The organism is Vogesella fluminis (genome assembly GCF_014652335.1).
Lineage (GTDB): Bacteria > Pseudomonadota > Gammaproteobacteria > Burkholderiales > Chromobacteriaceae > Vogesella > Vogesella fluminis.
Window position 1 is genome coordinate 90554 of sequence record NZ_BMYP01000001.1, and the last position, 26707, is coordinate 117260.

A 26707-nucleotide genomic window follows, 5' to 3' on the forward strand; every position below is an offset into this window, starting at 1 on the left:
CGCAGGCTGCGGCGGGGCAAGGGGCAGGATTTTCGGCAGAAAGGCGGTGCCAGCGGGTATAACCATGCCAATGGTGAGTCATTTGCCGGGGCTTATGCCGCCACCGTGCACTGGCGGGCGGCCATCACATCAACAACAGGGGAGTTGTCAGCCGTGGAGTCTCTATCCATTCCGGTGCCGCACAAGGTGCCGTTTCGCCAGGGGGGCGTCTGGATCCAGCAGGCCTTTTTCCTGGTGCGCGAGCAGCCGCTGACCTGGCTGCTGTTTGCCGCGATGTACGGCATGATCCAGCTCACCGTGGCGGCGCTGCCGGTGGTCGGCCAGTTCCTGAGCATGGTGTCGGTGCCGGTGTTCGCCGGCGGCTTCGTGCTGGCCGCGGCCAAGGCGATGCGCGGCGAGCAGCTGCGGCCGCTGGACCTGTTCCTGATGCTGAAGCCGCACTGGCAGCGGCTGGTGATGCTGGGCATCGCCTACTTCGGCCTGCTGGTGCTGTTGCTGATGATGATGGCGGTGCTGCTGTTGCTGCTGTTCGGCGACACGCTGCAGACGCAGCAGGCGTTCGCGCGCTCACCGGTGCTGATGCTGCTGCTGACGCTGCTGATGGGCGGCGGCCTGTTCGTCGCATCGTTGAGCTACTGGTTCGCGCCGGCGGAAATCGTGCTGCGCGAGGGTGAGCCGCTGCCGGCGATGCGCTACAGCGCACGCGCCGGCATGGCGAACTGGGGCGCGATGCTGTACTGCGGCCTGATCCTGGCGGTGCTGTTCGGACTGGCGCTGCTGCCGTTCGGCCTTGGCCTGCTGCTGTGGCTGCCGGTGATGTTCGTCACCGTGTTCATGGCCTGGCACGATGTCTGCGGCGAGGGCATGCCTCGGCGGCTGTAGCCGCACCAAGGTTGGCCGCATCTCATGCCGGACATGCGAATGCCAGCACATGGCCGTCCGGGTCGAGCAGGTAGCCGGCGACATGGCCCCAGCCACGCACTGCCGGCGGCGACAGTTCGCGTGCGCCGGCAGCCAGCGCACGGGCATGGCAGGCGGCGGGATCGGCGACCGGCAGGTACAGCTCGGCGCGCGGTATCCCGGCGGCTTGCGCCGGATCGGGCAGCGCCTCGCCCAGCAAGCGGCGGATACCGGCTTCGGGCATCAGCCCCAGCACCGCGCCGCCGGGCAGCATGAACTCGGTCATGCCGGGTACATCAAGGCGCGGGTCGCAGGCCAGGGCGGCGCGGTAGAATGCGGCGGCTCGCGGCTGGTCTGCCACGTACAGGATCAGGTAGGCATGGTTCATGTTCAGGCCCTGGCGTTGTGACGGTACATGTCGACATGCAGCATGCCGCCGTCGTCATAGGGATCGGACCGCACCACAAAGCCCAGCCCCTCGTAAAAACGCTGTAGCGGGGCCTGCGCCGACAGCATGATGGCGCACCCCGGATACAGCTGTTCGCAGTGGTGGATCGCCTGCAGCATCAGCAGCCGCCCCAGCCCGCCGCCGCGGCGATCGGGCGCGACCACCACCCGGCCGATGGCCACCGCGTCCGGATACCTGACGCCCGGCGCCAGCAGCCGGGCGTAGGCCAGCAGCCGCTCGCTGCCGTCGCGGCCGCTGAGATGCCGGCAGCGCTGGTCGAGACCGTCCAGATCGCCGTAGATCGACTGCTGCTCCACCACGAACACCTGATCGCGCAGCTGCAGCACCTCGTACAGCTGCCGCACGCCGAAATCATCAAAACCGTGGCAGTGCCACCTCACCTGACTTGCCATAGTACAATTTGCCCCATTGCCAGTTTTGTGACCCACACCATAGCACGATGTGCTGACCGCACGCCGTACGGACCCTTATGAATCACGACGATCTGTTTGCCGGCACGCTGCCCGACGCCAGCGTGCCCCCTGCCCCGCCCGCGCCGCCGGCGGCCGATCTGGTCGACGACGACGGCCAGCTGGCGCTCGACCTGTACGCCGAGCGCGCCTATCTCGAATACGCGATGAGCGTGGTCAAGGGCCGCGCGCTGCCGGAGGTGGCCGACGGCCAGAAGCCGGTGCAGCGCCGCATCCTGTATGCGATGCGCGACATGGGCCTGGTGCACGGCGCCAAGCCGGTGAAATCGGCGCGCGTGGTCGGCGAAATCCTCGGTAAATACCATCCGCACGGCGACAGCTCCGCCTACGAGGCGCTGGTGCGCATGGCGCAGGACTTCACCCTGCGCTACCCGTTGATCGACGGCCAGGGCAACTTCGGCTCGCGCGACGGCGACGGCGCCGCGGCGATGCGTTACACCGAGGCGCGGCTGACGCCGATCGCCGAGCTGCTGCTGGGCGAGATCGACATGGGCACCGTGGACTTCGTGCCCAACTACGACGGCGCCTTCGAGGAGCCGGCGCTGCTGCCGGCGCGCCTGCCGATGATGCTGCTCAACGGCGCCTCCGGCATCGCGGTGGGCATGGCCACCGAGATCCCGCCGCACAACCTGAAGGAAGTCGCCTCCGCCGCGCTGGCGCTGCTGGCCGATCCGGATCTCACCACCGCCGAGCTGATGGCCCACGTGCCGGGGCCGGACTTCCCCGGTGGCGGCCAGATCATCACCGCCCACGACGACATCCTCGCCGCCTACGAGGTTGGCCGCGGCAGCGTGCGCGTGCGCGCCAAGTGGGAAGTGGAAAAACTGGCGCGCGGCCAGTGGCGCATCATCGTCAGCCAGCTGCCGCCCGGCTCCAGCGCGCAGAAGGTGCTGGCCGAGATCGAGGAAGCCACCAACCCGAAGCTGAAATCCGGCAAGAAGGCGCTGACCCAGGAACAGCAGAACCTGAAGAGCCTGATGCTGTCGCTGCTCGACCGCGTGCGCGACGAATCCGACAGCGAACAGCCGGTGCGGCTGGTGTTCGAGCCGAAATCCAGCCGCCAGGACCCTCATGAATTCATCAACATCCTGCTGGCGCAGACCAGCCTGGAAGGCAACGCCTCGATGAACCTGGTGATGATCGGCCTCGACGGCCGCCCGGCGCAGAAGGGGCTGAAAGCCATCCTCGCCGAGTGGCTGTCCTTCCGCCAACACACCATCACCCGCCGCCTCAACTACCGCCTCGGCCAGGTCGACAAGCGCATCCACATCCTGGAAGGGCGCATGATCGCCTTCATCCATATCGATGAAGTGATCCGCGTGATCCGCGAGTCGGACGAGCCGAAGCCGGACCTGATCAAGGCCTTTGGTTTATCCGAGGCGCAGGCCGAGGACATCCTGGAAATCCGCCTGCGCCAGCTGGCGCGGCTGGAAGGCTTCAAGCTGGAGAAGGAGCTGGCCGACTTGCGCAAGGAGCGCGATGGCCTGCGCCACCTGCTGGATAACGAGGGTGCGCTGCGCGGCAAGATGGCCGAGGAAATCCGCAGCGATGCGGTGAAGTACGGCGACACGCGCCGCAGCGAGATCAAGGTCGCCGAGCGCGCGGTGCTGACGCAGACCACCGCCGACGAGCCGGTGACGGTGATCCTGTCGCAGAAGGGCTGGATCCGCGCCCGCGTCGGCCACAACGTCGACCTGTCGGCGCTCTCGTTCAAGGACGGCGACGGCCTGCACACCGTGGTGGAGACGCGCACGGTGTGGTCGCTGATCGTGCTCGACAGCCGCGGCCGCGCCTACACCATCGACCCCGCCGACGTGCCGACCGGGCGCGGCGACGGCGTGCCGGTGGCGTCCCTGGTCGAGCTGCAGGACGGCGCCAAGCCGGCGCAGCTGTTGTCGGCGCCGGACGCCACCCGCTACGTGGTGGCCGGCAGCGGCGGCTACGGCTTCATCGCCAAGCTTGGCGACATGAGCGGCCGCGTGAAGGCCGGCAAGGCGTTCCTGACGCTGGACGCCGGCGAGACGGTGCTCGCGCCGGTACGCATTGCGGCCAACCTTGACGGCCTGCGCCTGGTGGCCGCCAGCGATGGCGGCCGGGCGCTGGCGTTCCCGGCCGGCGAGCTGAAGGAGCTGGCCAAGGGCCGCGGCCTGATGCTGATGTCGCTGGCGGCGGGCGAGGCGCTGACCGCCATCGGCCTGGTGGCCGGTGACAAGGCGCTGTTGTCCACGGTCTCGGTGCGCGGCAAGAGCGCGGACGAGAAACTGGCGCTGGCCGAATTCGACGGCAAGCGCGGCAGCAAGGGCAAGCTGCTGCCGAAGAAGTGGACGGTCGGCGCCATCCGCCAGCCGGACTGACGCAATGACGCCGCCGCCCGCCGCGCTGCTGTCGACCCGCAAGGCGCTGCGCTTTTTCAACCTGTTCCGCATCGCGCTGGTGGCGGTGCTGCTGCTGATGACGCAGTGGGTGTTGCCGGAACAGGCGCTGGATCGCGCCGCGCTGGGGCAGTGGGCGCTGGCCTACGGCGCGCTGGTGGTGGCCGGCGCGCTGGTCGGTCGCCTGGCGCTGCCGCTGTCGTGGCTGCTGACGGCGACGCTGGCCGCCGACATCGTGCTGATCAGCAGCTTTACCCATCTCTACGGCGGCGTGAAAAGCGGCTTCGGCATGCTGCTGCTGCCCTTCCTGGCCGTGGCCGGCATGCTGGTCAGCGGCCGGCTGGCGCTGTTCTACGCCGCGCTGGCCACCTTCAGCCTGTTCGCCAGCGTCGCGCTGAACGCCTGGCACGACGGGCTGGACAGCAACCAGCTGCTGCAGGCGGCGCTGCTGGCGATCGCCGGCTTCGTCACCAGCGCCACCATGTGGCTGCTGTCGCGCAAGGCGCGGCAGTCGGAGTTGCTGGCGGCGCGGCGCGGCAGCCAGCTGGCCAGCCTCAACCGCGTCAACGCGCTGGCGCTGCAGGCGCTGCGCGAGGCGGTGCTGGTGCTGGACGCACAGGGCGTGCTGCGCCAGTTCAACACCCCCGCCAGCCGCCTGTTCGGCGAGCTGCAGCGCGACCAGTCGCCACCGGCGCTGCAGCCGCTGATCCGGTGCTGGCAGCGGCAGGGCCTGCCGCTGCAGGAGCAGGCCGTCGATCTGGATCTGGGCGGCCGGCAGCTGATCGGGCGCATGGTGCCGCTGGCGGAGGACGACAGCCTGCTGCTGGTGGTGTTCCTGCGCCCGGCAGACCAGCTGGCCGCCGAGGCGCAGCAGCTGAAGCTGGCGGCGCTGGGGCGGCTGACCGCCAATATCGCGCACGAGATCCGCAACCCGCTGGCGGCAATCAGCCACGCCGCCGAGCTGCTGGGCGAAGAGGCGGCGACGCCGCTGACGCAGCGGCTGAGCGCCATGGTGGGCGACAACTGCGCGCGCATTGAGCATCTGGTGGCCGAGGTGCTGCAGCTGGGCCGCCGCGACCGCGTGCACGGCGAGGTGTTCCCGCTGTCGCCCTTTGTCGACGAGCTGATCGCGAGCTTCCTGCTGGCGCACCCGGAATACCACGGCCGCCTCGGCTGGCAGGTGGAGGCGACGGTGACGGTGCGCTTCGACCGCAGCCACCTGCAGCGCATCCTCACCAATCTGCTGGCCAATGCCTGCCGCCACGGCAGCGCGCAGCCGGGCGCGGTGCAGCTGGTGGCCATCGCAGAGCGGCTGACTGTGCTGGACGACGGCCCCGGCCTGTCTGAAACGGCACAGGGACGCCTGTTCGAGCCCTTCTTCACCACCGAAAGCAGCGGCACCGGCCTCGGCCTGTACATCGCGCGCGAGCTGGCACAGGCCAACGGCGCGCAGCTGTCCTACCAGCCGCCCGGCGGCTGCTTTCAACTGACCTTCCCGGAAAGCCATGACCCCGACCTCCTCCTGCGTACTGATCGTTGACGACGAGCCGGACCTGCGCGAGCTGCTGCAGCTGACCCTGCTCAAGATGGGGCTGCAGGTGCTGGCGGCGGCCAACGTTGCCGATGCCTGCCGCCTGCTGGCGCGCGAGCGCTGCGACCTGGTGCTCACCGACATGCGGCTGCCGGACGGCGAAGGGCTGCAGGTGGTGCAGTACATCCAGCAACAGCAGCTGGACATCCCGGTGGCGGTGATCACCGCCTACGGCAGCACCGAGAACGCGGTGGCGGCGATGAAGGCCGGCGCCTTCGACTACCTGGCCAAGCCGCTGAGCCTGGCCGCGCTGCGCGCGCTGGTGAAGTCGGCGCTGGCGGTGCGCGAACCGGCCGCCGCCGCCGCCGCCGGCAGCGAGTCGCGCCTCTTGGGCGGCGCGGCGGCGATCTGCGACGTGCGCGCGATGATAGACAAGCTGGCGCGCACGCAAGCGGCGGTGCACATCAGCGGCGAGTCCGGCACCGGCAAGGAGCAGGCGGCGCGGCAGATCCACGAGCAGAGCGCACGTTGCGGCCAACCTTTTGTCGCGGTGAACTGCGGCGCGATCCCGGAAGCGCTGATGGAAAGCGAGTTCTTCGGCTACCGCAAGGGCGCCTTCACCGGCGCCGACGCCAACCGCGACGGCTTCTTCCAGCTCGCCCACGGCGGCACGCTGTTCCTCGACGAGGTCGCCGACCTGCCGCTGGCGATGCAGGTCAAGCTCTTGCGCGCGATCCAGGAAAAAAAGGTGCGCCGGCTGGGCGCGGCGCAGGAGGAGGCGGTCGACGTGCGCCTGCTCAGCGCCACCCACCGCGACCTGGTACAGCTGGTGGAACAGGGCCGCTTCCGCCAGGACCTGTACTACCGCCTGAACGTGATCGGGCTGGCGATGCCGTCGCTGCGCGAGCTGCGCGACGACCTGCCGCAGTTCGTCGCCCGCCTGCTGCAGCGTTTCAGCGCCGGCAGCGAACAGCCGCAGCTGGACGCCGCCGCGCTGCAGGCGCTGCTGGCCTACCACTATCCCGGCAACTTCCGCGAGCTGGAGAACATCCTGGAGCGGGCGGTGGCGCTGGCCAGCGACGGCTGCATCCGCGCCGGCGACCTGCAGCTGGGCGCCAGCGGCGCGGAGGCGGCCGCCCCCGGCGCGCAGCCGCAGGACGGCGGCGAGACGCTGCAGGACTACCTCGACCGTGTCGAGCGCGCCGCCATCGACAAGGCGCTGCAGGCCAGCGACGGCAACCGCACCCAGGCGGCGCGGCTGCTGGGCGTCAGCTTCCGCTCGCTGCGCTACCGGCTGGAGCGGCTGGGCATGAAGTGAGCCTGTCCGGCGACTGCTGCGGCCAACGTTGGCCGCAACGAAAAAGACGTTACCACTGCGGTAACGCCTTTTTGCTACCGGGGCCTGCGCGCGGCAGGGCGTGAACCGGCCCTTACACGCGGAAGCGCGCCACCGACTGCCGCAACTGCTGCGCCATCGCCGTCATCTCGCAGGCGGCCAGCGAGGCATCATGCGCCTTATGATGGTTCTGGTCGGCCTGCTGCGCCACCCGCTCCACGTTATGGGCGATGTCGAGGCTGGCAGTACTCTGTTCACGCAGCGCGTCGGAAATCCCGACCACCGCCTGTTCCACCTGCCTCGCGCCGTCACGGATGCTCTGCAGGCTGACACCGGCCTCGCTGGCGGATTTCACGCCGGCTTCGACCTGCAGCACGCTGCCGCTCATGCTGTCCACCGCATCGCGCGCTTCGTTCTGGATGTGGCCTACGGTGGCCGTGATTTCCAGCGTCGATTGCGTGGTGCGCTCGGCCAGCTTGCGCACCTCGTCGGCCACCACGGCAAAGCCGCGCCCCATCTCGCCGGCGCGCGCCGCCTCGATCGCGGCATTCAGCGCCAGCAGGTTGGTCTGGTCGGCGATGTCGCGGATCACGGTGACCACGCGGCTGATCTGTTCCGAGCGATCGCCCAGCCGGGTGACGGTGCCGGCCGTGGCGGACGAGGCCGCCGCGATTTCACGCATGGTATCCACGGTGTGGCCGACGGTGATCTCGCCGCTTCTTGATACTTCGTCCGATTGCACGGCCAGCTCGCGCGCGCTGCCGGCGTGCTGGCTGACCTGGTTGATGCTGTGCGTCATTTCCTCGATGCTGGCAGCCATCGCCGATACCGCCGCGCTCTGCTCGCGCGAGCTGCCGGACACGTCATCGGACAGCGCCGCCAGGTTGTGCGCGTTGTGCGCCAGGCTGTCCACGCTCTGGTTCACATCGCCGATCAGCTGGCGCAGCGCCTGGCACATGTGGTTGCTGGCGGCCAGCACCTCGCCGATCTCGTCGCGGCGGCGGCTGTCGATGGCCACGGTCAGGTCGCCGGAGGCGACGCGGCGCGAGACGTCCACCAGTTGCGCCAGCGGGCGGCTGACCCAGTAGCGCATGGCAAGGAACACCAGCACCACCAGCAGCAGCGTCACCAGCAGCGTGCCCAGCAGCATCTTCAGCTGCATCTCGTGCGGCTCGCGTACCAGCTCGTCCTGGTAGGCGCCGGTGGCCACCAGCCAGCCCCAGCGCTCATAGGTGAGGAAGGTGGCCAGCTTGCGGCGCGGCTCGCTGGCGCCCGGGTCCAGCCACAGGTAGCTGCTCTGCCCGTTTTTCTGTGCCAGCATGGTCTTGATGAAGGGTTTGCCATCGGCATCGGTCTTGTCCAGCAGGCTCTTGCCTTCCGCATTGGGGTGGATCAGCAGCTCGCCGGGGCGCTGTCTGGCGTCCACCACGTACACGTAGCCGCTGTCGCCGATCTTCAGCGACAGGATCTTCTGCTTCAGTGCCCGCAGTCCGTCGCTGTAGTCGATGCCGGTAAACATGACGCCGACCACCGCGCCGCCGGCATCCTTCAGCGGCAGGTAGTGGGTCATGTAGTCGCGGCCGAACAGGCTGGCACTGCCGGTATACGGCTGGCCGCCGCGCAGCAGCGCGTAGGCGGGGTGGTCGTGGTCGAGGCGGGTGGCGACGGCGCGGGTGCCGTCCTCCTTTTTCAGCGACGAGGCGATGCGCACGAAGTCGTCGCCCTCGCGCACGAACAGCGTCGCCACGCCGCCGGTGGCGGTGCTGAAGCGGTCGACGATGGCATCGTTGCCGTTGAGCAGCTGCTCGCCGCCGTACAGCGCCGGAGTGCTGACGCCGCCGACGCTGGCCGGGGCGCTGCTGTCGCTGCGCAGCGGCTGCGGCAGATTGGCCGCCAGTTGCACCGCGCTGGTGCGGGCATGGTTTTCCAGCACACTGGCGTAGGCATCGATGGTGTCTACCACCTGCCGGTTGACCTGGCTCATGGCGGCGACCGAGCGCTGTTCCATGCGCTCGCCCAGCCAGCTGCTGATGACGATCCCGGCGATGCCGAGAACCACGAAAAGGGCGATGCTCAGCAACAGGCTGAGCTTTTGGGCCAGGGACAAGCCTGGAGATGATGTACGGGACATGGCGGGTTCTGGAGTACGGATTGATAGGTGAGTCTGCTTGTCAGTGCGGCCGCTGTTCTTATCATGCCGTAATCATGGCAACTTGCAGCGTATGCCGTGATGCTAACGCAGAGGGCATTGTTACAGTTTGACATAAATCAACGTTTATTGATAATCATTCTCATCAATGGGAGGTATGCACCGGTCATGGCCGCCCGCCTCACCCTTCCCGCTTGTGCTACGCTGCGATGCCGCAGGCGGCACCGTTGCTGCACGGGCCGCCTGCACCGTTGCCAGCCGTAATCGCGGCTTGCGGCCAACCCTTACCGAGGAAAAACCATGCCGTACGTGAATATCAAGATTACCCGCGAGGGTGCGACGCAGGAGCAGAAGGCAGAACTGATCGCCGGGGTGACAGACCTGCTGCGCGACGTGCTGGGCAAGAACCCGGCCACTACCGTGGTGGTGATCGACGAGATCGATACCGACAACTGGGGCATAGGCGGCGAGAGCGTCACCGTGCGCCGCGCACGCGGCAGCTAGCGCGCGAGGCGGGCGGGCAGGCGCGCGATCGGCCCCAGCAGCGGCAGGAACAGCAGCGCGATGCTGCAGTTGAAGATCAGGTGCGCCAGCGCCACCGTCATCGCCGGGTCCAGCGCCAGCCGCAGCAGCGCGCCGGAGAACAGCGGCAGGTACAGCAGCACGCCGCCGAGATTGAACAGCAGGTTGGCCAGCGCGGTGTGTTTGGCAGTGCTCGACAGCGGCAGGCTGGCCAGCAGCGCAGTGCCGGTGGAGCCGGCGTTGGCGCCGACGATGATGGCGATGGCGGTATGCACGTCCATGCTGCCCTGCGCCACCAGCAGCACCACCAGCCCGGTGACCACGCTGCTGGACTGTACCAGCGCGGTGACCAGCAGGCCGACCAGCACCCCGGCCAGCGGCGTGTCCACCGCCGCCAGCAGCATCAGCAGGCGCGGGTCGTTCTTCACCGGCACCAGCGCCAGCGAGATCAGGTCCAGCGCGAAGAAGATCAGGCCGAAATAGAAAATGCTCTTGCCGGCCACCCGCAGCGGGCCGGGCAGCACGCTGAGCAGCGCCCCCAGCACGATGAAGAAGGGGCCGATGCCGGTGAGCTTGAAGCTCACCAGCCAGGCGGTGGCGGTGGTGCCGACATTGGCGCCCAGCAGCACGGCCAGGCTGCCGGAGAAGGACAGCGCGCCGGCATTGACCAGCGATACCGCCAGTGACGACACCGCGCTGCTCGACTGCACCAGCGCGGTAAACACCGCGCCGAGCAGGAAGCCGCTGTAGCGGTTGCCGGTCAGGCGCGCCAGCGCGTCCCGCAGCCGCTCGCGGCCCTGATGCTGCACCTCCTGGCTGAAACTCTGCAGCCCGTACAGGAACAGCACTACCGTGGCCAGCACCGACAGCGCAATCTGGAATTCACTCATCTCGCCCGCCCCGTGTCAGCACCCACTCAGTTGTTGCCGGCCGGGCTGTCCGGCCGTTCGCGCAGCGCCAGCCCCTTCAGCAGGTAGCGCAGGAACTGGTCGCCGCAGGGGCGGAAGTGCTTGTGGTCGGCCTTGCGGAACAGCGCGCCGATCTCGCTGCCGGACACCTTGAAGCCGCTGCGCGCCATCAGCGCCTCGATGTCTTCCTGGGTCAGTTCGAAGGCGATGCGCAGCTTCTTCAGGATCTCGTTGTTGTTGAGGCGCAGGAGCGGCGCCGGGGCCGGTGCGCCGTCGCGGCGGCCGCGGCGTTCGATGATCAGGCCATCGAGAAAGGCGCCGAGCAGCTCGTCGCTGCACTGGCGGAAGGCCGGGTCGTCGTCCTTCTTCAGCAGCGGCGCGAAGTCGTCGTCGGCCAGCGGCTCGACGTGGCGCAGGATGGCCAGCATGCGGTTGTCGGGGCAATCAATGATGAAGCGCACGCTGCGCAGGATGTCGTTATTGATCATGGCTGTCTTCAAGGTTGGCCGCAGGCGGCCAATATCGGGTTAGGGGGCGAGGCGCTGGCGCAGCCAGCTGCCGTCGGCTTGCAGGGTGTACAGCACGCGGTCGTGCAGGCGGCTGGGGCGGCCCTGCCAGAATTCGACGCGGTCCGGCACCACCGCGTAGCCACCCCAGTGCAGCGGGCGCGGCACCGACAGTGGGTGCTTGAGGCCGAAGCCGGCGGCGCGGCTGACCAGCACCGCCTTGCTGTCGATCACGCTGCTCTGCTCGCTGGCCCAGGCGCCGATGCGGCTGGTGTAGGGCCGGCTGGCGAAGTAGGCGTCGGACACCTCGCCCGCCACCCGCGCCACGCGGCCCTCGATGCGCACCTGCCGTTCCAGCTCCGGCCAGAAGAAGGTGATGGCGATATAGGGATTGGCGTCCAGCTGGCGGCCCTTGCGGCTGAGGTAATTGGTATAGAACAGCAGTTGCCCGTGTTCCACCCCTTTCAGCAGCACGATGCGCGCCGACGGCCGGCCGTGCTCGTCGACACTGGCGACGTGCATCGCGGTCGGCTCGTTGACTTCGGCGGCGATGGCCTCGTGCAGCCACTGCTCGAACTGGGCCACGGCGTCCGGCAGGCAGTCGTCGGGCGAGAGTTCGTGCCGGCTGTATTCGAGGCGGATATCGGCGAGATTGAGCGCCATGGCTGGCTCCTGAATGAATGACGGTATTGGCCGCCATGATAGCGCAGCCCGCCGCAGGGACGAACCCGCCTTGCGGCGATCGTTCGGTGCGCACATGACCGGCATCGACGCGGGCAAGTCCGGACCGGTGCCGATAACGACGCAGGCTGCGGCCACGACCATTGCCCCATTGCCAGCTTCATCGAGGCGCAGCCGCGCTTCCACGCCGGCCACCTGTTCGCCTGATGCAGGTCAAGCCGCCACCGGCCAGCGCGGGCCAGTGCCCTCGCCACGGCGGTTTTGGGCTAGAATAGCCCGTTTCCCACTGCGGCTTTTCCTTGCACTCATGCACCTGGTTGCCTTTGGACTGAACCACCACACCGCCCCGCTGGCGATACGCGAACGGCTGGCCTTCCCTGCAGAAACCCTGCCGGGCGCCCTGGCGCAGCTGGTGGATTCGCAGGCCGCGCGCGAGGCGACCATCGTCTCTACCTGTAACCGCACCGAGCTGTACTGCGCCACGCAGCAGCCGGACGCGGCACTGGCGTGGCTGGCCAGCTACCACGGCCTGAGCCTGGACGAAGTGCGTCCCTACCTGTACCAGCTCGACGCCGCCGAAGCGGCGCGCCACGCCTTCCGTGTCGCCTCCGGGCTAGACTCCATGGTGCTGGGCGAAACGCAGATCCTGGGCCAGATCAAGGACGCGGTGCGCACCGCCGAGCGCGCCGGCACGCTGGGCAGCCTGCTCAACGGCCTGTTCCAGAAAACCTTTGCCGTGGCCAAGGACGTGCGCAGCCAGACCGCGGTCGGCGCCAGCTCGGTGTCGATGGCCGCCGCCGGCGTGCGTCTCACCGAGCAGATCTTCGCCTCGGTCGGCGAGCTGAAGGTGCTGTTCATCGGCGCCGGCGAGATGATCGAGCTGGTCGCCACCCACTACGCCGCGCGCAAGCCGGCCTGTCTCACCGTCGCCAACCGCACGCTGGAGCGTGGCCAGGCGCTGGCGGCGCAATTCGGCGGCAACGCCATCACCCTCGCCGAGCTGCCCGATCACCTGCACCACTACGACGTGGTGGTCAGCTCCACCGCCAGCCAGCTGCCCATCATCGGCAAGGGCATGGTCGAGCGCGCCATCAAGGCACGCCGCCACCGCCCGATCTTCATGCTCGATCTGGCGGTGCCGCGCGACATCGAGGCCGAGGTCGGCGAGCTGTCCGACGTCTACCTCTACACCGTCGACGACATCGCCGGCATCGTCGAAGTCGGCCAGCAGGCGCGCAGCCAGGCGGCGGAAGAAGCCGAAACCATCATCGCCCACCGCGTCGGCGAATTCAGCGACTGGCTCAAGCGCCGCGAAAGCGTGCCGCTGATCCGCGCGCTGCGCGACGAAGCCGAACGCACCCGCCGCAACGCGCTGGAGGCCGCCATGAAACAGCTGGCCCGCGGCGCAGCGCCGGAAAAAGTGCTGGAAGTCCTGTCGGTACAACTGACCAACAAACTGATGCATCCGCCGACGCAGGCGCTGTCTTCCGGCAGCGGCGCGGCGCACGACGCGCAGGTGGCGCTGATCGCCAGCCTGTATCGTTTGCACCCGGAGTCGTAATGAAACCCTCGATTGCCGCGAAACTGGCCCAGCTCGACGACCGGCTGGAAGAAGTCACGCAACTGCTGATGTCCGAACAGGCCACCGCCAACATGGACACCTTCCGCAAGCTCACCCGCGAACACGCCGAACTGACCCCGGTGGTCGAGGCGTTCAACGCCTACCGCCAGTGCGAAGCCGACATCGCCACCGCCAGCGAACTGCTGGACGACCCGGACATGAAGGAATTCGCGCAGGAAGAAATCGGCGACGCCAAAAACCGGCTCGCCGCGCTGGATGTCGAGCTGCAGAAACTGCTGCTGCCGAAAGACCCCAACGACGACAAGAACATCTTTCTTGAAATCCGCGCCGGCACCGGCGGCGACGAGGCGGCGCTGTTCGCCGCCGACCTGTTGCGCATGTACACCCGCTTTGCCGAACGCAACCGCTGGCAGGCCGAGATCGTCTCCGCCAGCGAATCCGACCTCGGCGGCTATAAGGAAGTCATCGTGCGCCTGGTCGGCCAGGGCGCCTATTCCAGGCTGAAATTCGAATCCGGCGGCCACCGCGTGCAGCGCGTGCCGGCCACCGAGACCCAGGGCCGCATCCACACCTCCGCCTGCACCGTGGCGGTGATGGCCGAGGCCGACGAGATCGCCGAGGTAGTGCTCAACCCCGCCGACCTGCGCATCGACACCTATCGCGCCAGCGGCGCCGGCGGCCAGCACATCAACAAGACCGACTCCGCGGTGCGCATCACCCACCTGCCCACCGGCATCGTCGCCGAATGCCAGGATGGCCGCTCGCAGCACGCCAACAAGGCCAGCGCCATGCAGGTGCTGGCGGCGCGCATCTACGACATCCAGCTGCGCGAGAAGAACCAGAAGGAAGCGGCCGAGCGCAAGAGCCTGATCGGCTCCGGCGACCGCTCCGAGCGCATCCGCACCTACAACTACCCGCAGGGCCGCATCACCGACCACCGCATCAACCTCACCCTGTACAAGCTGGACCAGGCGATGGACGGCGACCTGTACGAGCTGACCGACGCGCTGGTGGCCGAGCGCCAGGCGGAGCTGCTGGCGCAGCTGTCGGAGGGGAGTTGACGCAGCTTGTGCGGCCAACGTTGGCCGCAAGTGGCAACAGGTCGGGTTAGCGCAGCGTAAGCCGACATGGCTTGCGGCCAACCTTGTCGCGGTAAGCGGTTTTGGTTTTTGCCACAGAAGCACACGGAAAGACACGGACCAAGGCAAAGTCGTTTTTGGCCACGAAACCCGCGGAAAGACACGAAAATAAAAACGGAAAGGTTGGCCGCAAGGCACTTCAATCGCCAACCGGCACCCAATCGATGCACCCGCTCCCGTTGGTGCCGGCCGTGACAACTGTCGCCAGCCCGGGAACAAGCCGCCCTCTTTTGAGCGCAGCGTATGGGCGGCGCCGGGATGGCGGCAGCTATCACGGGAATTCTTGCGCCGTCGGGAAGAACGGTCTGCGTGCGAATCTCTGATTCGCTCAGCGATGTGAAAAGGGGGATGCGGTATCCCCCTTTCCCGTCCGCCGCGCGGCAAGCGGCAAGCGGCAAGCGGCAAGCGGCAAGCGGCAAGCGGCAAGCGGCAAGCGGCAAGATAAACCATCATCCGCGCCGCGGATTCAGCAGACCCAAACAAGGTTGGCCGCAAGCCGCCATCGTGGTACGTCGTCCTGCGGGTAACGCGCCCTGCAGCGCTGTCAATTGATGCCGCTTTCCTTCTTCCACTTGCGCAGGCGCGACCGTGCGTTGGCATAGGGCGAGGATGTATTGAACTGGATCATGCGCCCCAACGTGTATTTTTCGTACCAGGGTTTCCCGTACAGCGACGCATCGTCCTCCCCTTCAACCAGCTCGACGATACGAGCGTGGACCTGCTCAAGCCGTTCGAGCAAGCGTGGGTAGTTTTCATCCCGATGATCGGCATAGAACTTCTGTGCCAAGCGTCCCAATTCGTTCCACTTGTACCCGGTTTCGGGAAAATCGACTGGCCGTCCGTGTGACTTGGCATCGTGCCATTTCAGCACCAGGAGGTTCCAACCGATCAGGTAGGCCACCAGATCGATCACGCTCATTCGCGAACCCTGCATATGCCCCTCCAGCGTGGCGACTTGGGCTCGCTGCGGAGGCACACCGGCAAGATCCGCCGCCAGTTTCTGGTACGTGGTCCGGATGGCATGCAGCAGTTCTTGCCTGGTCTGTGGGACGGCCATACTGAATTCCTCCTGAGCCTGCAGGTTGGCGCCGGGCCTGCAAAGCCCGACACCCACCATACCGTACTATTGCCCGATAAATGCCGGGCCTCGCCACGCTCTGCCCGGCCTGCAAATCCGGGACAAACTATCAATAATGCATAAAAAAGGCAAGCCAGCCGGCTTGCCCTTGTTCATACCGGTCTGCGGCCAACCTCGGCCGCAACCTCAGCCGCTCACCACGACCCGAACGGGTTTTTCGACAGATAAGCATTGGTAAAGCGCCCGTCAAAGGTCACTTCCTCGCCTATCCAGTCCGGCTTGTCGAAGGCGGTGTCTTCCGACGGCAGCTCGATCTCGGCCAGCACCAGCCCGGCGTTGGCGCCGAAGAACTCGTCCACCTCCCACACGAAGCCGCCGAAGCTAATGCGGTAGCGCAGCTTGTCGACCATCATCGGGCACATCGCATCCATGATGGTCTGCGCCTCCGCCACCGGGATCGCGTATTCGAACTCGTGGCGGCTGATGTCGCTGATCTGGCCCTTGAGCGTCAGCCACGCCTGGTCGCCGACCACGCGCACGCGCACGGTGCGTTCCTTTTCTACCGACAGATAGCCCTGACGGTAGCGCACGCCTTCGGCCAGACCGCGCCAGGCGTCACCGTTTACCCTGAAGCGGCGTTCAATTTCCACTGCCATTGTGTTTTTCCATTTCCTTGACGAGGCGGGCCGGCGCTTTCAGGCGCCAGTCCGCGGGGCGATAGGGGTGCACGTCGTCCGGCCAGCGCGCGTCGGTCTGCCACACCGACCAGGCGCCGGGCACGGCGATGCGGCCGGCGCGGGCGCTGTCGACATAGTCGCTGCGCGCGGCGGTGACGTTGCAGTAGGCCTTGCGGCCGGCGTAGGAGCCGTCGGCCGACAGCTGGCCGTGCGGGAAGCCGGCCGGCAGGGCGGCCGGTGCCATCTTGCCGGGCACGCTGGCGCCGGCGGCCAGGCCCTGGGCCAGGATGTAGACGTGGCCGTCGCAGTCTTGCCGGCAGCCGGTGAGCAGCGCCGCCAGCGCGAGGGGGAGCAGGAGCTTGATCAAAACGGTTTCACCACCACCAGGATCAGCACTGCCAGCAGCAGCAGCACCGGTAATTCGTTGAAGAAACGGAACCAGACGTGGCTGCGGCGGTTGCGCTGCCGCACGAAGTCCTGCAGCAGCCGGTAGCAGTAGCCGTGGTAGCCGGCGAGCACCGTCACCAGCACCAGCTTGGCGTGCAGCCAGCCGCCGCTGACGCCGTAGCCCAGCCACAGCACCAGACCGAGCGCCAGCGCCAGCACCGCCAGCGGTGTCATGAAGCGGTACAGCTTGCCGGCCATCAGCAGCAGGCGATCGTATTCCTTGCCCGGCCCGGCCTGTGCCAGGTTGACGTACAGCCGCGGCAGGTAGAACAGGCCGGCGAACCAGGAAATGACAAAAAACAGGTGAAAAGCCTTGATGTAGAGATAGGTCATTCAGGGTCCGTTATTGTGTACGGCCGGCCTGGTGCCGCCGGGAACGCACGATGATACGTGCTGCGGCCAACCTTGCCTTGATCCATGTTGCACCATGCCGGGCGCCGGCGGCATGCGTCAGCGCGCCTTGCGGGCGGCGTCGTACAGCGGCATCAGGCGCGGGATCAGCCGTTGCAGCTCGTCGATGCGCGCCGGGCCGGACGGGTGGGTGGACAGGAAGCTCGGCCCGCTGCCGGCTCCGGCCTGCATCATCTTCTGCCACAGCGTCACCGCCGCGTTCGGGTTGTAGCCGGCGCGCGCCATCAGCTCCAGACCGATGACGTCGGCCTCGGATTCCATGGTGCGGCTGTTGGGCTTGGTCAGTGCCACGTCGGCGGCGATCGCCGCCAGTTCCATCGAGCCTTGCGACAGGCCGGCCAGCTGGCCGACGATGCCGAGGCCCATCTGCTGCGCGTAGGCCTGGCTCATGCTTTCGCGCGAGTGTTCGCGCAGCGCGTGCGAGATCTCGTGGCCGATGATGGCCGCCATTTCGTCGTCGCTCAGGCGCAGGCGGTTGACGATGCCGCTGTAGACCATGATCTTGCCGCCGGCCATCGCGTAGGCGTTCAGCTCGTCGGACTGGGTGACATTCACCTCCCACTTCCAGTTGCGCGCGTCGGCGCGGAACACCGGCACCTGCGCGATCAGGCGCTGCGACACCGCGCGTACGCGGCGGGTCAACGCGGCATCGGTATTGAGCTTGCCGGCGCTGCGCGCCTTGCCCACCTCCTGCACGTAGGACTGCGCGGAGGCCTGCTCCACTTCCTGCGGCGACAGCAGCATCAGCTGCTTGCGGCTGGCGCCCACGGCGCCGGTGGCGGTGGTGTTGACACAGCCGGCAACAGCCGCGGAAAGCATCAGCACACATCCGGTACGGGTCAGCCAGTTAGTCATTTCATGTTTCCTCTTGCCGTGGCGCCGCTCAGAACGCCATCATCTCGAAATCGTCCTTGCGGGCACCGCAATCCGGGCAGGTCCAGTTCATCGGCACGTCTTCCCACCTGGTGCCGGGCGGGATGCCGTCTTCCGGACGGCCTGCCGCTTCGTCGTAGATGAAGCCGCAGATCAGACACATCCAGGTTTGCATAATGATAAAACCTTCGCTCGGTTAAAATCGTATTGTAAATCCTGTAAGACCCGAGAGGTTAAGCCTTGAGCCAAGACATCATTCTCCCGCCCATCGTGCTGACGCTGGCGGGAGCCGACCCCACCGGCGGCGCCGGCATCCAGGCCGACATCCTGACCCTGGCCAGCATGGGCTGCCATCCGCTGTCGGTGATCACCGCCATCACGGTGCAGGACACCCGCGGCGTGCAGGGCTTCATGGTCATCGACGACGAATGGGTGCTCGACCAGGCGCGCGCGGTGCTGGAAGACATGCCGGTGGCCGCGTTCAAGGTCGGCATGATCGGCAGCATCGACAACGTGGTCGCCATCGCCGAACTGGTCGCCGACTACCCGGACATCCCGCTGATCTACGACCCGGTGCTGGCCAGCGGCGCCGGCGACGAGCTCGCGCGCGAGGACATGATCCACGTGCTGCGCGACATGCTGCTGCCGCAGGTGACGGTGCTGACCCCCAACAGCATCGAGGCACGGCGGCTGGCGGCCAACGACGCCGACGACGAGGAAGAGCTGTCGGTGGCCGACTGCGCCCGCCGCCTGACGCGGCTGGGCTGCGACTACGTGTTCATCACCGGCACCCACGAGCCGACGCGCGACGTGGAAAACCGGCTCTACGACCTGGGCGGCGAAATCCGCGTCGACACCTGGCCCAGACTCAACGGCAGCTTCCATGGTTCCGGCTGCACCCTCGCCGCCGCCATCGCCGGGCTGGTGGCGCGCGGGCTGGCGGTGCCGGAGGCGGTGAAGGAGGCGCAGGACTACACCTGGCAGGCGCTGCGCCACGGCTTCCGCCCCGGCATGGGGCAGTACATTCCCGACCGCCTGTTCTGGGCCAACGACGACGCCGGCGACGACGATAGCGACAAGGAACAAGATGCAAACGTTTAACGGCCTGTACGCCATCACCCCGGACACCGACGACAGCGAGCGCCTGATCGAACAGGTCGGCGCCGTGCTCGACGGCGGCGCGCGTATCCTGCAGTACCGCAACAAGGGCAGCGACACCGTGCGCCGGCTGTGGCAGGCCAATATCCTGGCCAGCCTGGCACGCAGCCGCAACGCGCTGTTCATCATCAATGACGATGTCGAGCTGGCACGCGCCATCGGCGCCGACGGCGTGCACGTTGGCCGCAACGATGCCGGCATCGCCGCCGCCCGCGCCGCGCTCGGCCCCGACGCCATCGTCGGCGCCAGCTGCTACGACAGCCTGGCGCTGGCGCACGCGGCGGTGGCCGCCGGCGCCAGCTACGTCGCCTTCGGCGCGGTGTACCCGTCCGCCACCAAACCCGGCGCCGTGGCGGCGCCGCTGTCGCTGTTCGCCGACAGCGCCGATCTGGGCGTGCCGCGCGTCGCCATCGGCGGCATCACCGCCGCCAATGCCGGCACGGTGGTCGCCGCCGGCGCCGACGCCATCGCGGTGATCGGCGGCCTGTTCGGACAGGCCGACCCCTGCGCCGCGGCGCGCACGCTGGCGGCGCTGTACCGTTGAGCGGCGCTTCGCGCCCGGCTCTCTAAAACCGGGCGAGACGGCATTAAAAACGGCTGCGGCAGCAGTGTTTATCCGGAGATAGACCCGCCTGCCGCCGTCGTTTTCGCCTGAACTCGCGTGCGCGCGCGAGCGTAAGCCGGCGTCAGGCCACCGCGTCGATGATGCTGCCCACCGCCTGCAGGCCGCCGGCCAGCACCGCACCGGTGGCGGAAAAGCCGCCATACAGCGCGTCGCTGCCCTCCTCGATGCCGCTGGCCACGCCACGGACCACCTGCAGCGTGCCGGAGCCGATGTCGCCGATGCCGGAGGCGATCTTCACCGCTCCGCTACCCATATTGCCAAGACCATAGACCACGGAGGACCCCGCTGCCGCGATGCCGGAGAGACTCATGTTGCTGTCCTTTGCTGTGCTGTCGCCGCCCCTGCGGCCTGACGATTTGTAGCCTAGCGTTACTGCAACTTGTCCATGCTGCGGTTTTGTATCCGTCCCGTTACAAGGCGGCAACACGGCGCGGCCAACGTTGGCCGCAAAAAAACCGCCACGTGGGGCGTGGCGGTCTGGACTCGAAAGGCGCGGCTCAGCCCAGCTTGTTGTCGGCGATGTGGTAGTGCGGGTCTTCGAAGCGGTTCACCTCCACCATGCCCTTGGCCTTGTCCAGCAGCTCCAGGCAGTCCGGGCTCAGGTGGCGCAGGTGCAAGGTCTTGCCTTCCTGCTGGTAGCGCGCGGCCAGCGCATCAATGGCCTCGATGGCGGAGTGGTCGACCACCCGCGCGCGGCGGAACTCGATCACCACGTGCTCCGGGTCGCTCCTGGGCGCGAACAGCTCGCTGAAGTTGGCCGCAGAGGCGAAGAACAGGCTGCCTTCCAGCTCGTACACCTTCCAGCCCTGCGCGTCGGTGCGGGTCGTGACACGGATGGTCTTGGCGTGCTGCCAGGCGAACACCAGCGCGGCAAACATCACGCCAGCCAGTACGGCGATGGCCAGATCGGTCAGCACGGTAATGACCGTCACGCCGACGACGATGATCGCGTCCTGGCGCGGGATCTTGCGCAGCGCCTGCAGGCTGCCCCACTCGAAGGTCTTCTCGGCCACCACGAACATCAGCCCCACCAGCGCCGCCAGCGGAATCATCTCGATCCACGGTGCCAGGAACAGGATGAAGCCGAGCAGGAACAGCGCGGCGACGATGCCGGATGCACGCTGACGGGCGCCGTTGTTGATGTTGATCATGCTCTGGCCGATCATGGCGCAGCCGCCCATGGTGGCAAAAAAGCCGGCCACCACGTTGGCCGCACCTTGCGCCAGCGATTCGCGGTTGGGCTGGCCGCGGCTGTCGGTAATGTCGTCGATCAGGTTCAGCGTCAGCAGCGATTCGATCAGGCCGATGGCGGCCAGAATCAGCGAATACGGCAGGATGATGTAGAGCGTGTCCAGCGTCAGCGGCACCTGCGGCAGGTGGAACTGCGGCAGGCCGCCGGCAATGGAGCCCATGTCGCCGACAGTCTTGGTGTCGATGCCGAGACCGGCCACCAGCGCGGCCACGATCAGGATCGCGGCCAGTGCCGACGGAATCGCCGTCGTCAGCCTGGGCAACAGGTAGATGATGGCCATGGTCAGCGCGATCAGCCCGCCCATGGTCAGCAGCTGCCGGCCGTCCATCCACGCGCCATCCAGCCTGAAATGACCGAACTGTGCCAGGAAGATCACGATCGCCAGGCCGTTGACGAAGCCCAGCATCACCGGATGCGGCACCATGCGGATGAATTTGCCCAGTTTCAGCACGCCGAACAGCAGCTGGAATATCCCCATCAGCACCACGCTGGCGAACAGGTATTCGACGCCGTGCCGGGTGACGATGCTGACCATCACCACCGCCAGCGCGCCGGTGGCGCCGGAGATCATGCCCGGACGGCCGCCGAACAGCGCCGTGATCAGGCACAGGAAAAAGGCGGCATACAGCCCGGTCAGCGGGCTGACGTGGGCGATCAGCGCGAAGGCGATCGCCTCCGGCACCAGTGCCAGCGCCACGGTAAGACCACTAAAAAATTCGGTTTTCAATGCCGCAGGGCCTGAATTGCTCAAAACGGTTCTCCAGAAAAACAGCGCGCGCGCAGCGCGCACGGCCGCACAGGGCGGCAGCGCATACGGCGCCAAGCTCGATACGGAAGCGGGCGGAAACGCCCGGAGAGAAGTGCGGAACAGCCTGGGAAGGGACGCAGTGCTACATCGGTCTGGCTCTGGCAGGTCGGAAAAACCGGCGATTATTCCACAAAAACAGTCACTTGTCGCCACGGGTGGCGCTCAGCCGGTACGCAAGGTTGGCCGCAACGTGCCGCTGCCGGGCGGCTATGGGCGGAACAGCGGCTGCTCCGCCCCCGGCAGGCGGTAGCGCTGCGCCAGCGTCTGGTACAGCCCGGCCTGCGCCTGCTGCTGCAGCGCCTTGTTGAAGCGGTCGCGCGCGCGCGCATCGCGGAACGACAGCGCGTACTGCGTCGGCGGGAACAGTGCGTGGGTGCACAGCGCCTGGCGGTTGTTCAGCGGCACGTCCGGCTGCATCGAGAAGTGCAGGAAGATGAACAGGTCGGAGATCACGACATCGGTGCGGCCGGTGAACAGCAGGTTGTTCAGTATCGGCTGCGGCGACGACTCGACGTACTCGGCATTGGCCCTGGCCATCGCCGCAAATTCGGCGCCGAGAAAACGCTGCGCGTTGTGGAAGGCCGCCACCCGGTACTGCCCCAGCTCGGTGATGTGCTTGGGCTGCAGGTGGCGCTGGCACAGCGTGATCGCCATATTGCGGTAGGCGATGTAGGGCTCGGACACGAACGGACCATTGTTGGAGATGGCGGCGTCGATGCGGCCGTCGGCCAGCGCCTGTTGCGCGCGCTGGTTGGGCAGCAGCACGATCCTGGGCTGGTAGCCGGCGGCGCGCAGCACGCTGCCGACCAGCTCGTACTCGATGCCGCGCGCCCCGTCGGCGATGATGTACGGCGGCTTGTTTTCGCCCAGCGCCACCTTCAGCACCGGCAGCGGCGGCGACTCCAGCGCCTGCGCCGGCAGCGCCAGCCACAGCAGTGCCGCCGTCAGCAGCCGGCGCGGCCAACCTTGGGCCGGGTAGCGCGCCATGATCAGGTGTTGTAGCCGAGGTTGGCCGCCAGATCGCGCTCCGCCTGTTCCATGCTGACGCCGCGGCGCTGGGCGTAGCTTTCCACCTGGTCGCGGCTGATCTTGCCGATACCGAAGTAGCGCGAATCCGGGTGGCTGAAGTAGAAGCCGGATACCGCCGCGGTGGGCAGCATGGCGTAGCCTTCGGTCAGCGTCATGCCGATGGCCGGCGCGTTCAAGAGCTGGAACAGCTCGCGCTTGACGGTATGGTCCGGGCAGGCCGGGTAACCTGGTGCCGGGCGGATGCCGGCATACTGTTCGGCGATCAGCGCCTCGTTGTCGAGCTGCTCGTCCGGCGCGTAGCCCCAGAACTCGGTGCGCACGCGGCGGTGCATCAGCTCGGCAAAGGCCTCGGCCAGACGGTCGGCCAGCGCCTTCAGCAGGATCGCCGAGTAGTCGTCGTTCGCCGCCTCGAAGCGCGCCACGTGCGGCTCGATGCCGAGGCCGGCGGTGACGGCGAAGGCGCCGATGTAGTCCGCCACGCCACTGTCGCGCGGCGCGATGAAGTCGGCCAGCGCCCAGTCAGGGTTGGCTGCCGAGCCGTCCTTGGTCGCCTTGGCCAGTTGCTGGCGCAGGCCGACCCAGGTCAGCAGCGGTGCGCGGGTGCCCGGCTGCAGGATTTCGATGTCGTCGCAATCCACACTGCGCGCCGGGAACAGGCCGATCACCGCGTTGGCGGTCAGCCACTGCTGGTCGATGATCTGCTGCAGCATCGCCTGGGCATCGGCATACAGACCGCGCGCCGATTCGCCGACGATGTCGTCGTCGAGAATGGCCGGGAAGCGGCCAGCCAGCTCCCAGCTCTGGAAGAACGGCGTCCAGTCGATGACCGCGGCGATCTCGGCCAGGTCGTAGTGCTCGAAGCGGCGCACGCCCAGCCATTGCGGCGCCGGCGGGGTGTAGCCGGCCCAGTCGATCTGGTGGCGCTGCGCGCGCGCCTCGGCCAGCGGCAGCAGGCGGGCCTCGCCGCGGCCCTCGAAGATGGCGCGCGCGCGGGCGTAATCATCGGCCACCTCCGCGACGAACGGATCGCGCAGCGTGTCCGACAGCAGGTTGGAGCACACCCCCACCGCGCGGCTGGCGTCCGCCACATAGATCACCGGGCCGTGGTAGTGCGGCGCAATCTTGACCGCGGTATGCACGCGGCTGGTGGTGGCGCCGCCGATCAACAGCGGAATGTCGAAGCCCTGGCGCTGCATCTCCTTGGCGACGTGGCCCATTTCCTCCAGCGACGGGGTGATCAGGCCGGACAGGCCGATGATGTCGGCCTTGTGCTCGCGCGCGGCGTCCAGGATGGTCTGGCACGGCACCATCACGCCCAGATCGATCACCTTGTAGTTGTTGCAGCGCAGCACCACGGCGACGATGTTCTTGCCGATGTCGTGCACATCGCCCTTCACCGTGGCCATGATGATCACGCCCTTGGCCGGCGCGTCCTGCAGGCCGAGGCGGATCTTCTCCTCCTCGATGTACGGCTCCAGGTAGGCCACCGCCGCCTTCATCACCCGTGCCGACTTCACCACCTGCGGCAGGAACATCTTGCCGGCGCCGAACAGGTCGCCGACCACGTTCATGCCGTCCATCAGCGGGCCTTCGATCACGTGGATCGGGCGGGCGCAGCCGGCACGCACTTCCTCGGTATCCTGCTCGATGAAGGTGGTGATGCCTTTCACCAGCGCATGTTCCAGCCGCTTGGCCACCGGCAGTTCGCGCCAGGCCAGGTCTTCGCCCTGCTTGCCGGCCACCGCGTCGCCCTTGAACTTCTCCGCCAGCGCGATCAGGTTCTCGGTGACGTCGGAGCCGTCCAAGGTTGGCCGCATCAGCACCACGTCCTCGATGCGCTCGCGCAGCTCGGCGTCGACTTCGTCGTACACCTCCAGCGCGCCGGCGTTGACGATGCCCATGGTCATGCCGCGCTGGATGGCGTGGTACAGGAACACGGCGTGAATCGCCTCGCGCACCTTGTTGTTGCCGCGGAAGGAGAACGACACGTTGGACACGCCGCCGGAAATCTTGGCGTGCGGCAGCTGCTGCTTGATCCAGCCGGTGGCCTCGATGAAGTCCAGGCCATAGCGGGCGTGCTCGTCGATGCCGGTGGCGACGGCGAAGATGTTGGGGTCGAAGATGATGTCTTCCGGCGGGAAGCCGACTTCGTCCACCAGGATGCGGTAGCTCTTCTCGCAGATTTCGATCTTGCGGGCGTAGGTGTCGGCCTGGCCGGCCTCGTCGAAGGCCATCACGATCACCGCCGCGCCGTAGCGGCGCAGCAGGCGCGCCTGCGCCACGAATTTCTCCTTGCCCTCCTTCATCGAGATGGAGTTGACGATGCCCTTGCCCTGGATGCACTTGAGGCCGGCCTCGATCACCTCCCATTTCGACGAGTCGATCATGATCGGCACGCGGCTGATGTCCGGCTCGGCGGCGATCAGGTTGAGGAAGCGCACCATGGCGGCGTGGGCGTCCAGCATGCCCTCGTCCATATTGATGTCGATGATCTGGGCGCCGTTTTCCACCTGCTGCCGCGCAACATCTAAAGCAGTCGCGTAGTCGCCGTTGAGAATCAGCTTGGCAAAGGCCTTGGAGCCGGTGACGTTGGTGCGCTCGCCGACGTTGACGAACAGGTCGTGGTCGCCGATGTTGAACGGCTCCAGCCCGGACAGCCGGCACTTGGGTTCGATCTGCGGCAGCGGCCGCGGCGGCAGGTCCTTCACCGCCTGGTAGATGGCGGCGATGTGCTCCGGCGTGGTGCCGCAACAGCCGCCGATGATGTTCACCAGCCCGGCCTCCGCCCACTCGCGCACCTGCGGCGCCATGTCTTCCGGCGTCAGGTCGTAGCCGGTGGGCGCCAGCGGGTTGGGCAGGCCGGCGTTGGCGTGCACCGACACATAGGTGGCGGAAATGCGCGACATCTCTTCCACGTACGGGCGCAGCAGATCCGGGCCCAGCGCACAGTTGAGGCCGAAGCTCAGCGCGTCGGCGTGCGACAGGCTGTTGTAGAACGCCTCGGTGGTCTGCCCGGTCAGGGTGCGGCCGGACTGGTCGGTAATGGTGCCGGAAATCATGACCGGCAGCCGCGCCAGGGTTGGCCGCAAGTCGAAATACTGGTGGATCGCGAACACCGCCGCCTTGGCGTTCAGGGTGTCGAAAATGGTTTCCACCAGCAGGAAGTCCGCGCCACCGTCTACCAGGCCGTCGATGGCCTCGCTGTAGGTGTCCACCAGCTCGTCGAAGCTCACGTTGCGGTAGCCCGGATCGTTCACGTCCGGGCTGATGCTACAGGTACGGCTGGTGGGGCCGAGCACGCCGGCGCAGAAGCGCGGCTTGTCGGGGTTGGCCGCAGTGGCCGCCACGCACAGCTCCTTCACCAGTCGGGCGGCTTCGTAGTTCAGCTCGCGCACCAGCGACTCCATGCCGTAGTCGGCCATGGCGATGGCGGTGGCGTTGAAGCTGTTGGTCTCGATGATGTCGGCACCGGCGTCGAGATAGGCCTGGTGGATTCCGGCGATGATCTGCGGCTGGGTCAGCACCAGCAGGTCGTTATTGCCCTTCACGTCGCGCGGCCAGTTGCGGAAACGCTCGCCACGGTAGTCCGCCTCTTCCAGCCGGTGGCGCTGGATCATGGTGCCCATGCCGCCGTCCAGGATCAGGATGCGGCGGGCGAGCAAATCGTGGACGGCGTGCTGGGCATTTTTCGACATGGCAAAGGCGGCTTTTTTTAAGTAAAACTAGGTAGATGCGGAGCCGGTTATCTTAACATCGCGCACGCGGCTGCGAGATCGAATCCTTA

The 26707-nt window shown here is 67.3% G+C and carries 25 protein-coding genes; 9 read left to right on the plus strand and 16 right to left on the minus strand.

The window, feature by feature from the left end; genetic code table 11:
* Window positions 1–153: 153 nt before the first annotated feature.
* On the plus strand, window positions 154–882 hold the full coding sequence (locus IE083_RS00405) for a BPSS1780 family membrane protein (protein ID WP_189351664.1): 729 nt from the start codon (window positions 154–156) through the stop codon (window positions 880–882).
* Between the two features lie 22 nt (window positions 883–904).
* Here IE083_RS00405 and IE083_RS00410 read toward each other — a convergent pair whose 3' ends face one another.
* Entirely contained in the window at window positions 905–1288 is a 384-nt protein-coding gene (locus IE083_RS00410) for a VOC family protein (RefSeq protein WP_189351665.1), read from the minus strand.
* Between the two features lie 2 nt (window positions 1289–1290).
* Entirely contained in the window at window positions 1291–1749 is a 459-nt protein-coding gene (locus IE083_RS00415) for a GNAT family N-acetyltransferase (protein WP_229799516.1), read from the minus strand.
* Window positions 1750–1838: 89 nt separating this feature from the next.
* Here IE083_RS00415 and parC point away from each other — a divergent pair, with 89 nt between their 5' ends.
* The 3 genes from parC to IE083_RS00430 are packed head-to-tail and all read left to right on the plus strand — an operon-like array spanning window position 1839 to window position 7060.
* Complete coding sequence (gene parC / locus IE083_RS00420; protein ID WP_189351667.1) at window positions 1839–4193, plus strand: DNA topoisomerase IV subunit A; 2355 nt, start codon at window positions 1839–1841, stop codon at window positions 4191–4193.
* A gap of 4 nt (window positions 4194–4197) precedes the next feature.
* The gene (locus tag IE083_RS00425) at window positions 4198–5751 is read left to right on the plus strand and encodes a sensor histidine kinase (protein ID WP_189351668.1); all 1554 of its coding nucleotides are present in this window, start codon (window positions 4198–4200) and stop codon (window positions 5749–5751) included.
* A complete protein-coding gene (locus IE083_RS00430; RefSeq protein ID WP_189351669.1) occupies window positions 5717–7060 on the plus strand; it encodes a sigma-54-dependent transcriptional regulator in 1344 nt (447 codons plus the stop codon). The genes IE083_RS00425 and IE083_RS00430 overlap by 35 nt, the downstream gene beginning before the upstream one ends.
* Window positions 7061–7172: 112 nt before the next feature.
* On the opposite strand, the gene IE083_RS00435 is transcribed toward IE083_RS00430, so the two are convergent.
* The gene (locus IE083_RS00435) at window positions 7173–9185 is read right to left on the minus strand and encodes a methyl-accepting chemotaxis protein (RefSeq protein ID WP_189351670.1); all 2013 of its coding nucleotides are present in this window, start codon (window positions 9183–9185) and stop codon (window positions 7173–7175) included.
* Between the two features lie 342 nt (window positions 9186–9527).
* Between IE083_RS00435 and IE083_RS00440 the strand changes: the two genes are divergently transcribed.
* Window positions 9528–9731 (plus strand): tautomerase family protein, encoded by a 204-nt coding sequence (locus tag IE083_RS00440; protein WP_189351671.1) that lies wholly within the window; start codon window positions 9528–9530, stop codon window positions 9729–9731.
* Here IE083_RS00440 and IE083_RS00445 read toward each other — a convergent pair.
* From IE083_RS00445 to pdxH, 3 genes are read right to left on the minus strand one after another with little or no spacing between them, the layout of a single operon-like run.
* Window positions 9728–10639 carry a Na/Pi cotransporter family protein gene (locus IE083_RS00445; protein ID WP_189351672.1) on the minus strand — a complete coding sequence of 304 codons (912 nt, stop codon included), beginning with the start codon at window positions 10637–10639 and terminating at the stop codon, window positions 9728–9730. The two genes, IE083_RS00440 and IE083_RS00445, sit on opposite strands and share 4 nt — an antisense overlap.
* A 26-nt stretch (window positions 10640–10665) precedes the next feature.
* Entirely contained in the window at window positions 10666–11145 is a 480-nt protein-coding gene (locus tag IE083_RS00450) for a YehS family protein (protein WP_189351673.1), read from the minus strand.
* Window positions 11146–11184: 39 nt separating this feature from the next.
* A complete protein-coding gene (gene pdxH / locus IE083_RS00455; protein WP_189351674.1) occupies window positions 11185–11826 on the minus strand; it encodes a pyridoxamine 5'-phosphate oxidase in 642 nt (213 codons plus the stop codon).
* A 325-nt stretch (window positions 11827–12151) separates the two neighbouring features.
* Here pdxH and hemA point away from each other — a divergent pair, with 325 nt between their 5' ends.
* On the plus strand, window positions 12152–13405 hold the full coding sequence (gene hemA / locus IE083_RS00460) for a glutamyl-tRNA reductase (RefSeq protein ID WP_189351675.1): 1254 nt from the start codon (window positions 12152–12154) through the stop codon (window positions 13403–13405).
* Entirely contained in the window at window positions 13405–14487 is a 1083-nt protein-coding gene (gene prfA, locus IE083_RS00465) for a peptide chain release factor 1 (protein ID WP_189351676.1), read from the plus strand. Before hemA ends, prfA begins: the two co-directional genes overlap by 1 nt.
* Before the next feature lie 622 nt (window positions 14488–15109).
* Here prfA and IE083_RS00470 read toward each other — a convergent pair.
* The 6 genes from IE083_RS00470 to IE083_RS00495 all read right to left on the minus strand — a co-directional run bounded on the left by IE083_RS00470 (window position 15110) and on the right by IE083_RS00495 (window position 18214).
* On the minus strand, window positions 15110–15622 hold the full coding sequence (locus IE083_RS00470) for a ClbS/DfsB family four-helix bundle protein (RefSeq protein ID WP_189351677.1): 513 nt from the start codon (window positions 15620–15622) through the stop codon (window positions 15110–15112).
* Window positions 15623–15837: 215 nt separating this feature from the next.
* Window positions 15838–16299 (minus strand): CYTH domain-containing protein, encoded by a 462-nt coding sequence (locus IE083_RS00475; protein ID WP_189351678.1) that lies wholly within the window; start codon window positions 16297–16299, stop codon window positions 15838–15840.
* Entirely contained in the window at window positions 16283–16687 is a 405-nt protein-coding gene (locus IE083_RS00480; protein ID WP_189351679.1) for a DVU_2496 family lipoprotein, read from the minus strand. Before IE083_RS00480 ends, IE083_RS00475 begins: the two co-directional genes overlap by 17 nt.
* Window positions 16684–17100, minus strand: a complete 417-nt coding sequence (locus tag IE083_RS00485; protein ID WP_189351680.1) for a CopD family protein — start codon at window positions 17098–17100, stop codon at window positions 16684–16686. The genes IE083_RS00480 and IE083_RS00485 overlap by 4 nt, the downstream gene beginning before the upstream one ends.
* 117 nt (window positions 17101–17217) lie before the next feature.
* Complete coding sequence (locus IE083_RS00490; protein ID WP_189351681.1) at window positions 17218–18033, minus strand: M48 family metallopeptidase; 816 nt, start codon at window positions 18031–18033, stop codon at window positions 17218–17220.
* Window positions 18034–18061: 28 nt separating this feature from the next.
* Window positions 18062–18214: a rubredoxin gene (locus IE083_RS00495; protein ID WP_444545821.1), complete on the minus strand. Its 153-nt coding sequence runs from the start codon at window positions 18212–18214 to the stop codon at window positions 18062–18064.
* Window positions 18215–18291: 77 nt separating this feature from the next.
* On the opposite strand from IE083_RS00495, the gene thiD reads away from it, so the two are divergent.
* The gene (gene thiD / locus IE083_RS00500; RefSeq protein WP_229799517.1) at window positions 18292–19152 is read left to right on the plus strand and encodes a bifunctional hydroxymethylpyrimidine kinase/phosphomethylpyrimidine kinase; all 861 of its coding nucleotides are present in this window, start codon (window positions 18292–18294) and stop codon (window positions 19150–19152) included.
* Complete coding sequence (thiE, locus tag IE083_RS00505; protein ID WP_189351683.1) at window positions 19139–19753, plus strand: thiamine phosphate synthase; 615 nt, start codon at window positions 19139–19141, stop codon at window positions 19751–19753. Before thiD ends, thiE begins: the two co-directional genes overlap by 14 nt.
* A 142-nt stretch (window positions 19754–19895) precedes the next feature.
* On the opposite strand, the gene IE083_RS00510 is transcribed toward thiE, so the two are convergent.
* The 4 genes from IE083_RS00510 to metH form a co-directional block, all read right to left on the minus strand.
* Window positions 19896–20144 (minus strand): hypothetical protein, encoded by a 249-nt coding sequence (locus IE083_RS00510; protein ID WP_189351684.1) that lies wholly within the window; start codon window positions 20142–20144, stop codon window positions 19896–19898.
* A 187-nt stretch (window positions 20145–20331) separates the two neighbouring features.
* Entirely contained in the window at window positions 20332–21813 is a 1482-nt protein-coding gene (locus IE083_RS00515; RefSeq protein ID WP_229799518.1) for a SulP family inorganic anion transporter, read from the minus strand.
* A 288-nt stretch (window positions 21814–22101) separates the two neighbouring features.
* Entirely contained in the window at window positions 22102–22881 is a 780-nt protein-coding gene (locus IE083_RS00520; RefSeq protein ID WP_189351686.1) for a substrate-binding periplasmic protein, read from the minus strand.
* A gap of 2 nt (window positions 22882–22883) precedes the next feature.
* Complete coding sequence (metH, locus tag IE083_RS00525) at window positions 22884–26618, minus strand: methionine synthase (protein ID WP_189351687.1); 3735 nt, start codon at window positions 26616–26618, stop codon at window positions 22884–22886.
* Between the last annotated feature and the right edge of the window lie 89 nt (window positions 26619–26707).

Coding starts and splice junctions, on each gene's coding strand:
- IE083_RS00410 (WP_189351665.1), bottom strand. CDS start 1,288: ATGAACCATGCCTACCTGATCCTGTACGTGGCAGACCAGCCGCGAGCC.
- IE083_RS00485 (WP_189351680.1), bottom strand. CDS start 17,100: ATGACCTATCTCTACATCAAGGCTTTTCACCTGTTTTTTGTCATTTCC.
- IE083_RS00440 (WP_189351671.1), top strand. CDS start 9,528: ATGCCGTACGTGAATATCAAGATTACCCGCGAGGGTGCGACGCAGGAG.
- parC (WP_189351667.1), top strand. CDS start 1,839: ATGAATCACGACGATCTGTTTGCCGGCACGCTGCCCGACGCCAGCGTG.
- metH (WP_189351687.1), bottom strand. CDS start 26,618: ATGTCGAAAAATGCCCAGCACGCCGTCCACGATTTGCTCGCCCGCCGC.
- IE083_RS00445 (WP_189351672.1), bottom strand. CDS start 10,639: ATGAGTGAATTCCAGATTGCGCTGTCGGTGCTGGCCACGGTAGTGCTG.
- IE083_RS00490 (WP_189351681.1), bottom strand. CDS start 18,033: ATGACTAACTGGCTGACCCGTACCGGATGTGTGCTGATGCTTTCCGCG.
- IE083_RS00430 (WP_189351669.1), top strand. CDS start 5,717: ATGACCCCGACCTCCTCCTGCGTACTGATCGTTGACGACGAGCCGGAC.
- hemA (WP_189351675.1), top strand. CDS start 12,152: ATGCACCTGGTTGCCTTTGGACTGAACCACCACACCGCCCCGCTGGCG.
- IE083_RS00470 (WP_189351677.1), bottom strand. CDS start 15,622: ATGGCCGTCCCACAGACCAGGCAAGAACTGCTGCATGCCATCCGGACC.
- IE083_RS00510 (WP_189351684.1), bottom strand. CDS start 20,144: ATGAGTCTCTCCGGCATCGCGGCAGCGGGGTCCTCCGTGGTCTATGGT.
- IE083_RS00475 (WP_189351678.1), bottom strand. CDS start 16,299: ATGGCAGTGGAAATTGAACGCCGCTTCAGGGTAAACGGTGACGCCTGG.
- IE083_RS00495 (WP_444545821.1), bottom strand. CDS start 18,214: ATGTGTCTGATCTGCGGCTTCATCTACGACGAAGCGGCAGGCCGTCCG.
- IE083_RS00520 (WP_189351686.1), bottom strand. CDS start 22,881: ATGGCGCGCTACCCGGCCCAAGGTTGGCCGCGCCGGCTGCTGACGGCG.
- IE083_RS00425 (WP_189351668.1), top strand. CDS start 4,198: ATGACGCCGCCGCCCGCCGCGCTGCTGTCGACCCGCAAGGCGCTGCGC.
- IE083_RS00450 (WP_189351673.1), bottom strand. CDS start 11,145: ATGATCAATAACGACATCCTGCGCAGCGTGCGCTTCATCATTGATTGC.
- pdxH (WP_189351674.1), bottom strand. CDS start 11,826: ATGGCGCTCAATCTCGCCGATATCCGCCTCGAATACAGCCGGCACGAA.
- thiE (WP_189351683.1), top strand. CDS start 19,139: ATGCAAACGTTTAACGGCCTGTACGCCATCACCCCGGACACCGACGAC.
- prfA (WP_189351676.1), top strand. CDS start 13,405: ATGAAACCCTCGATTGCCGCGAAACTGGCCCAGCTCGACGACCGGCTG.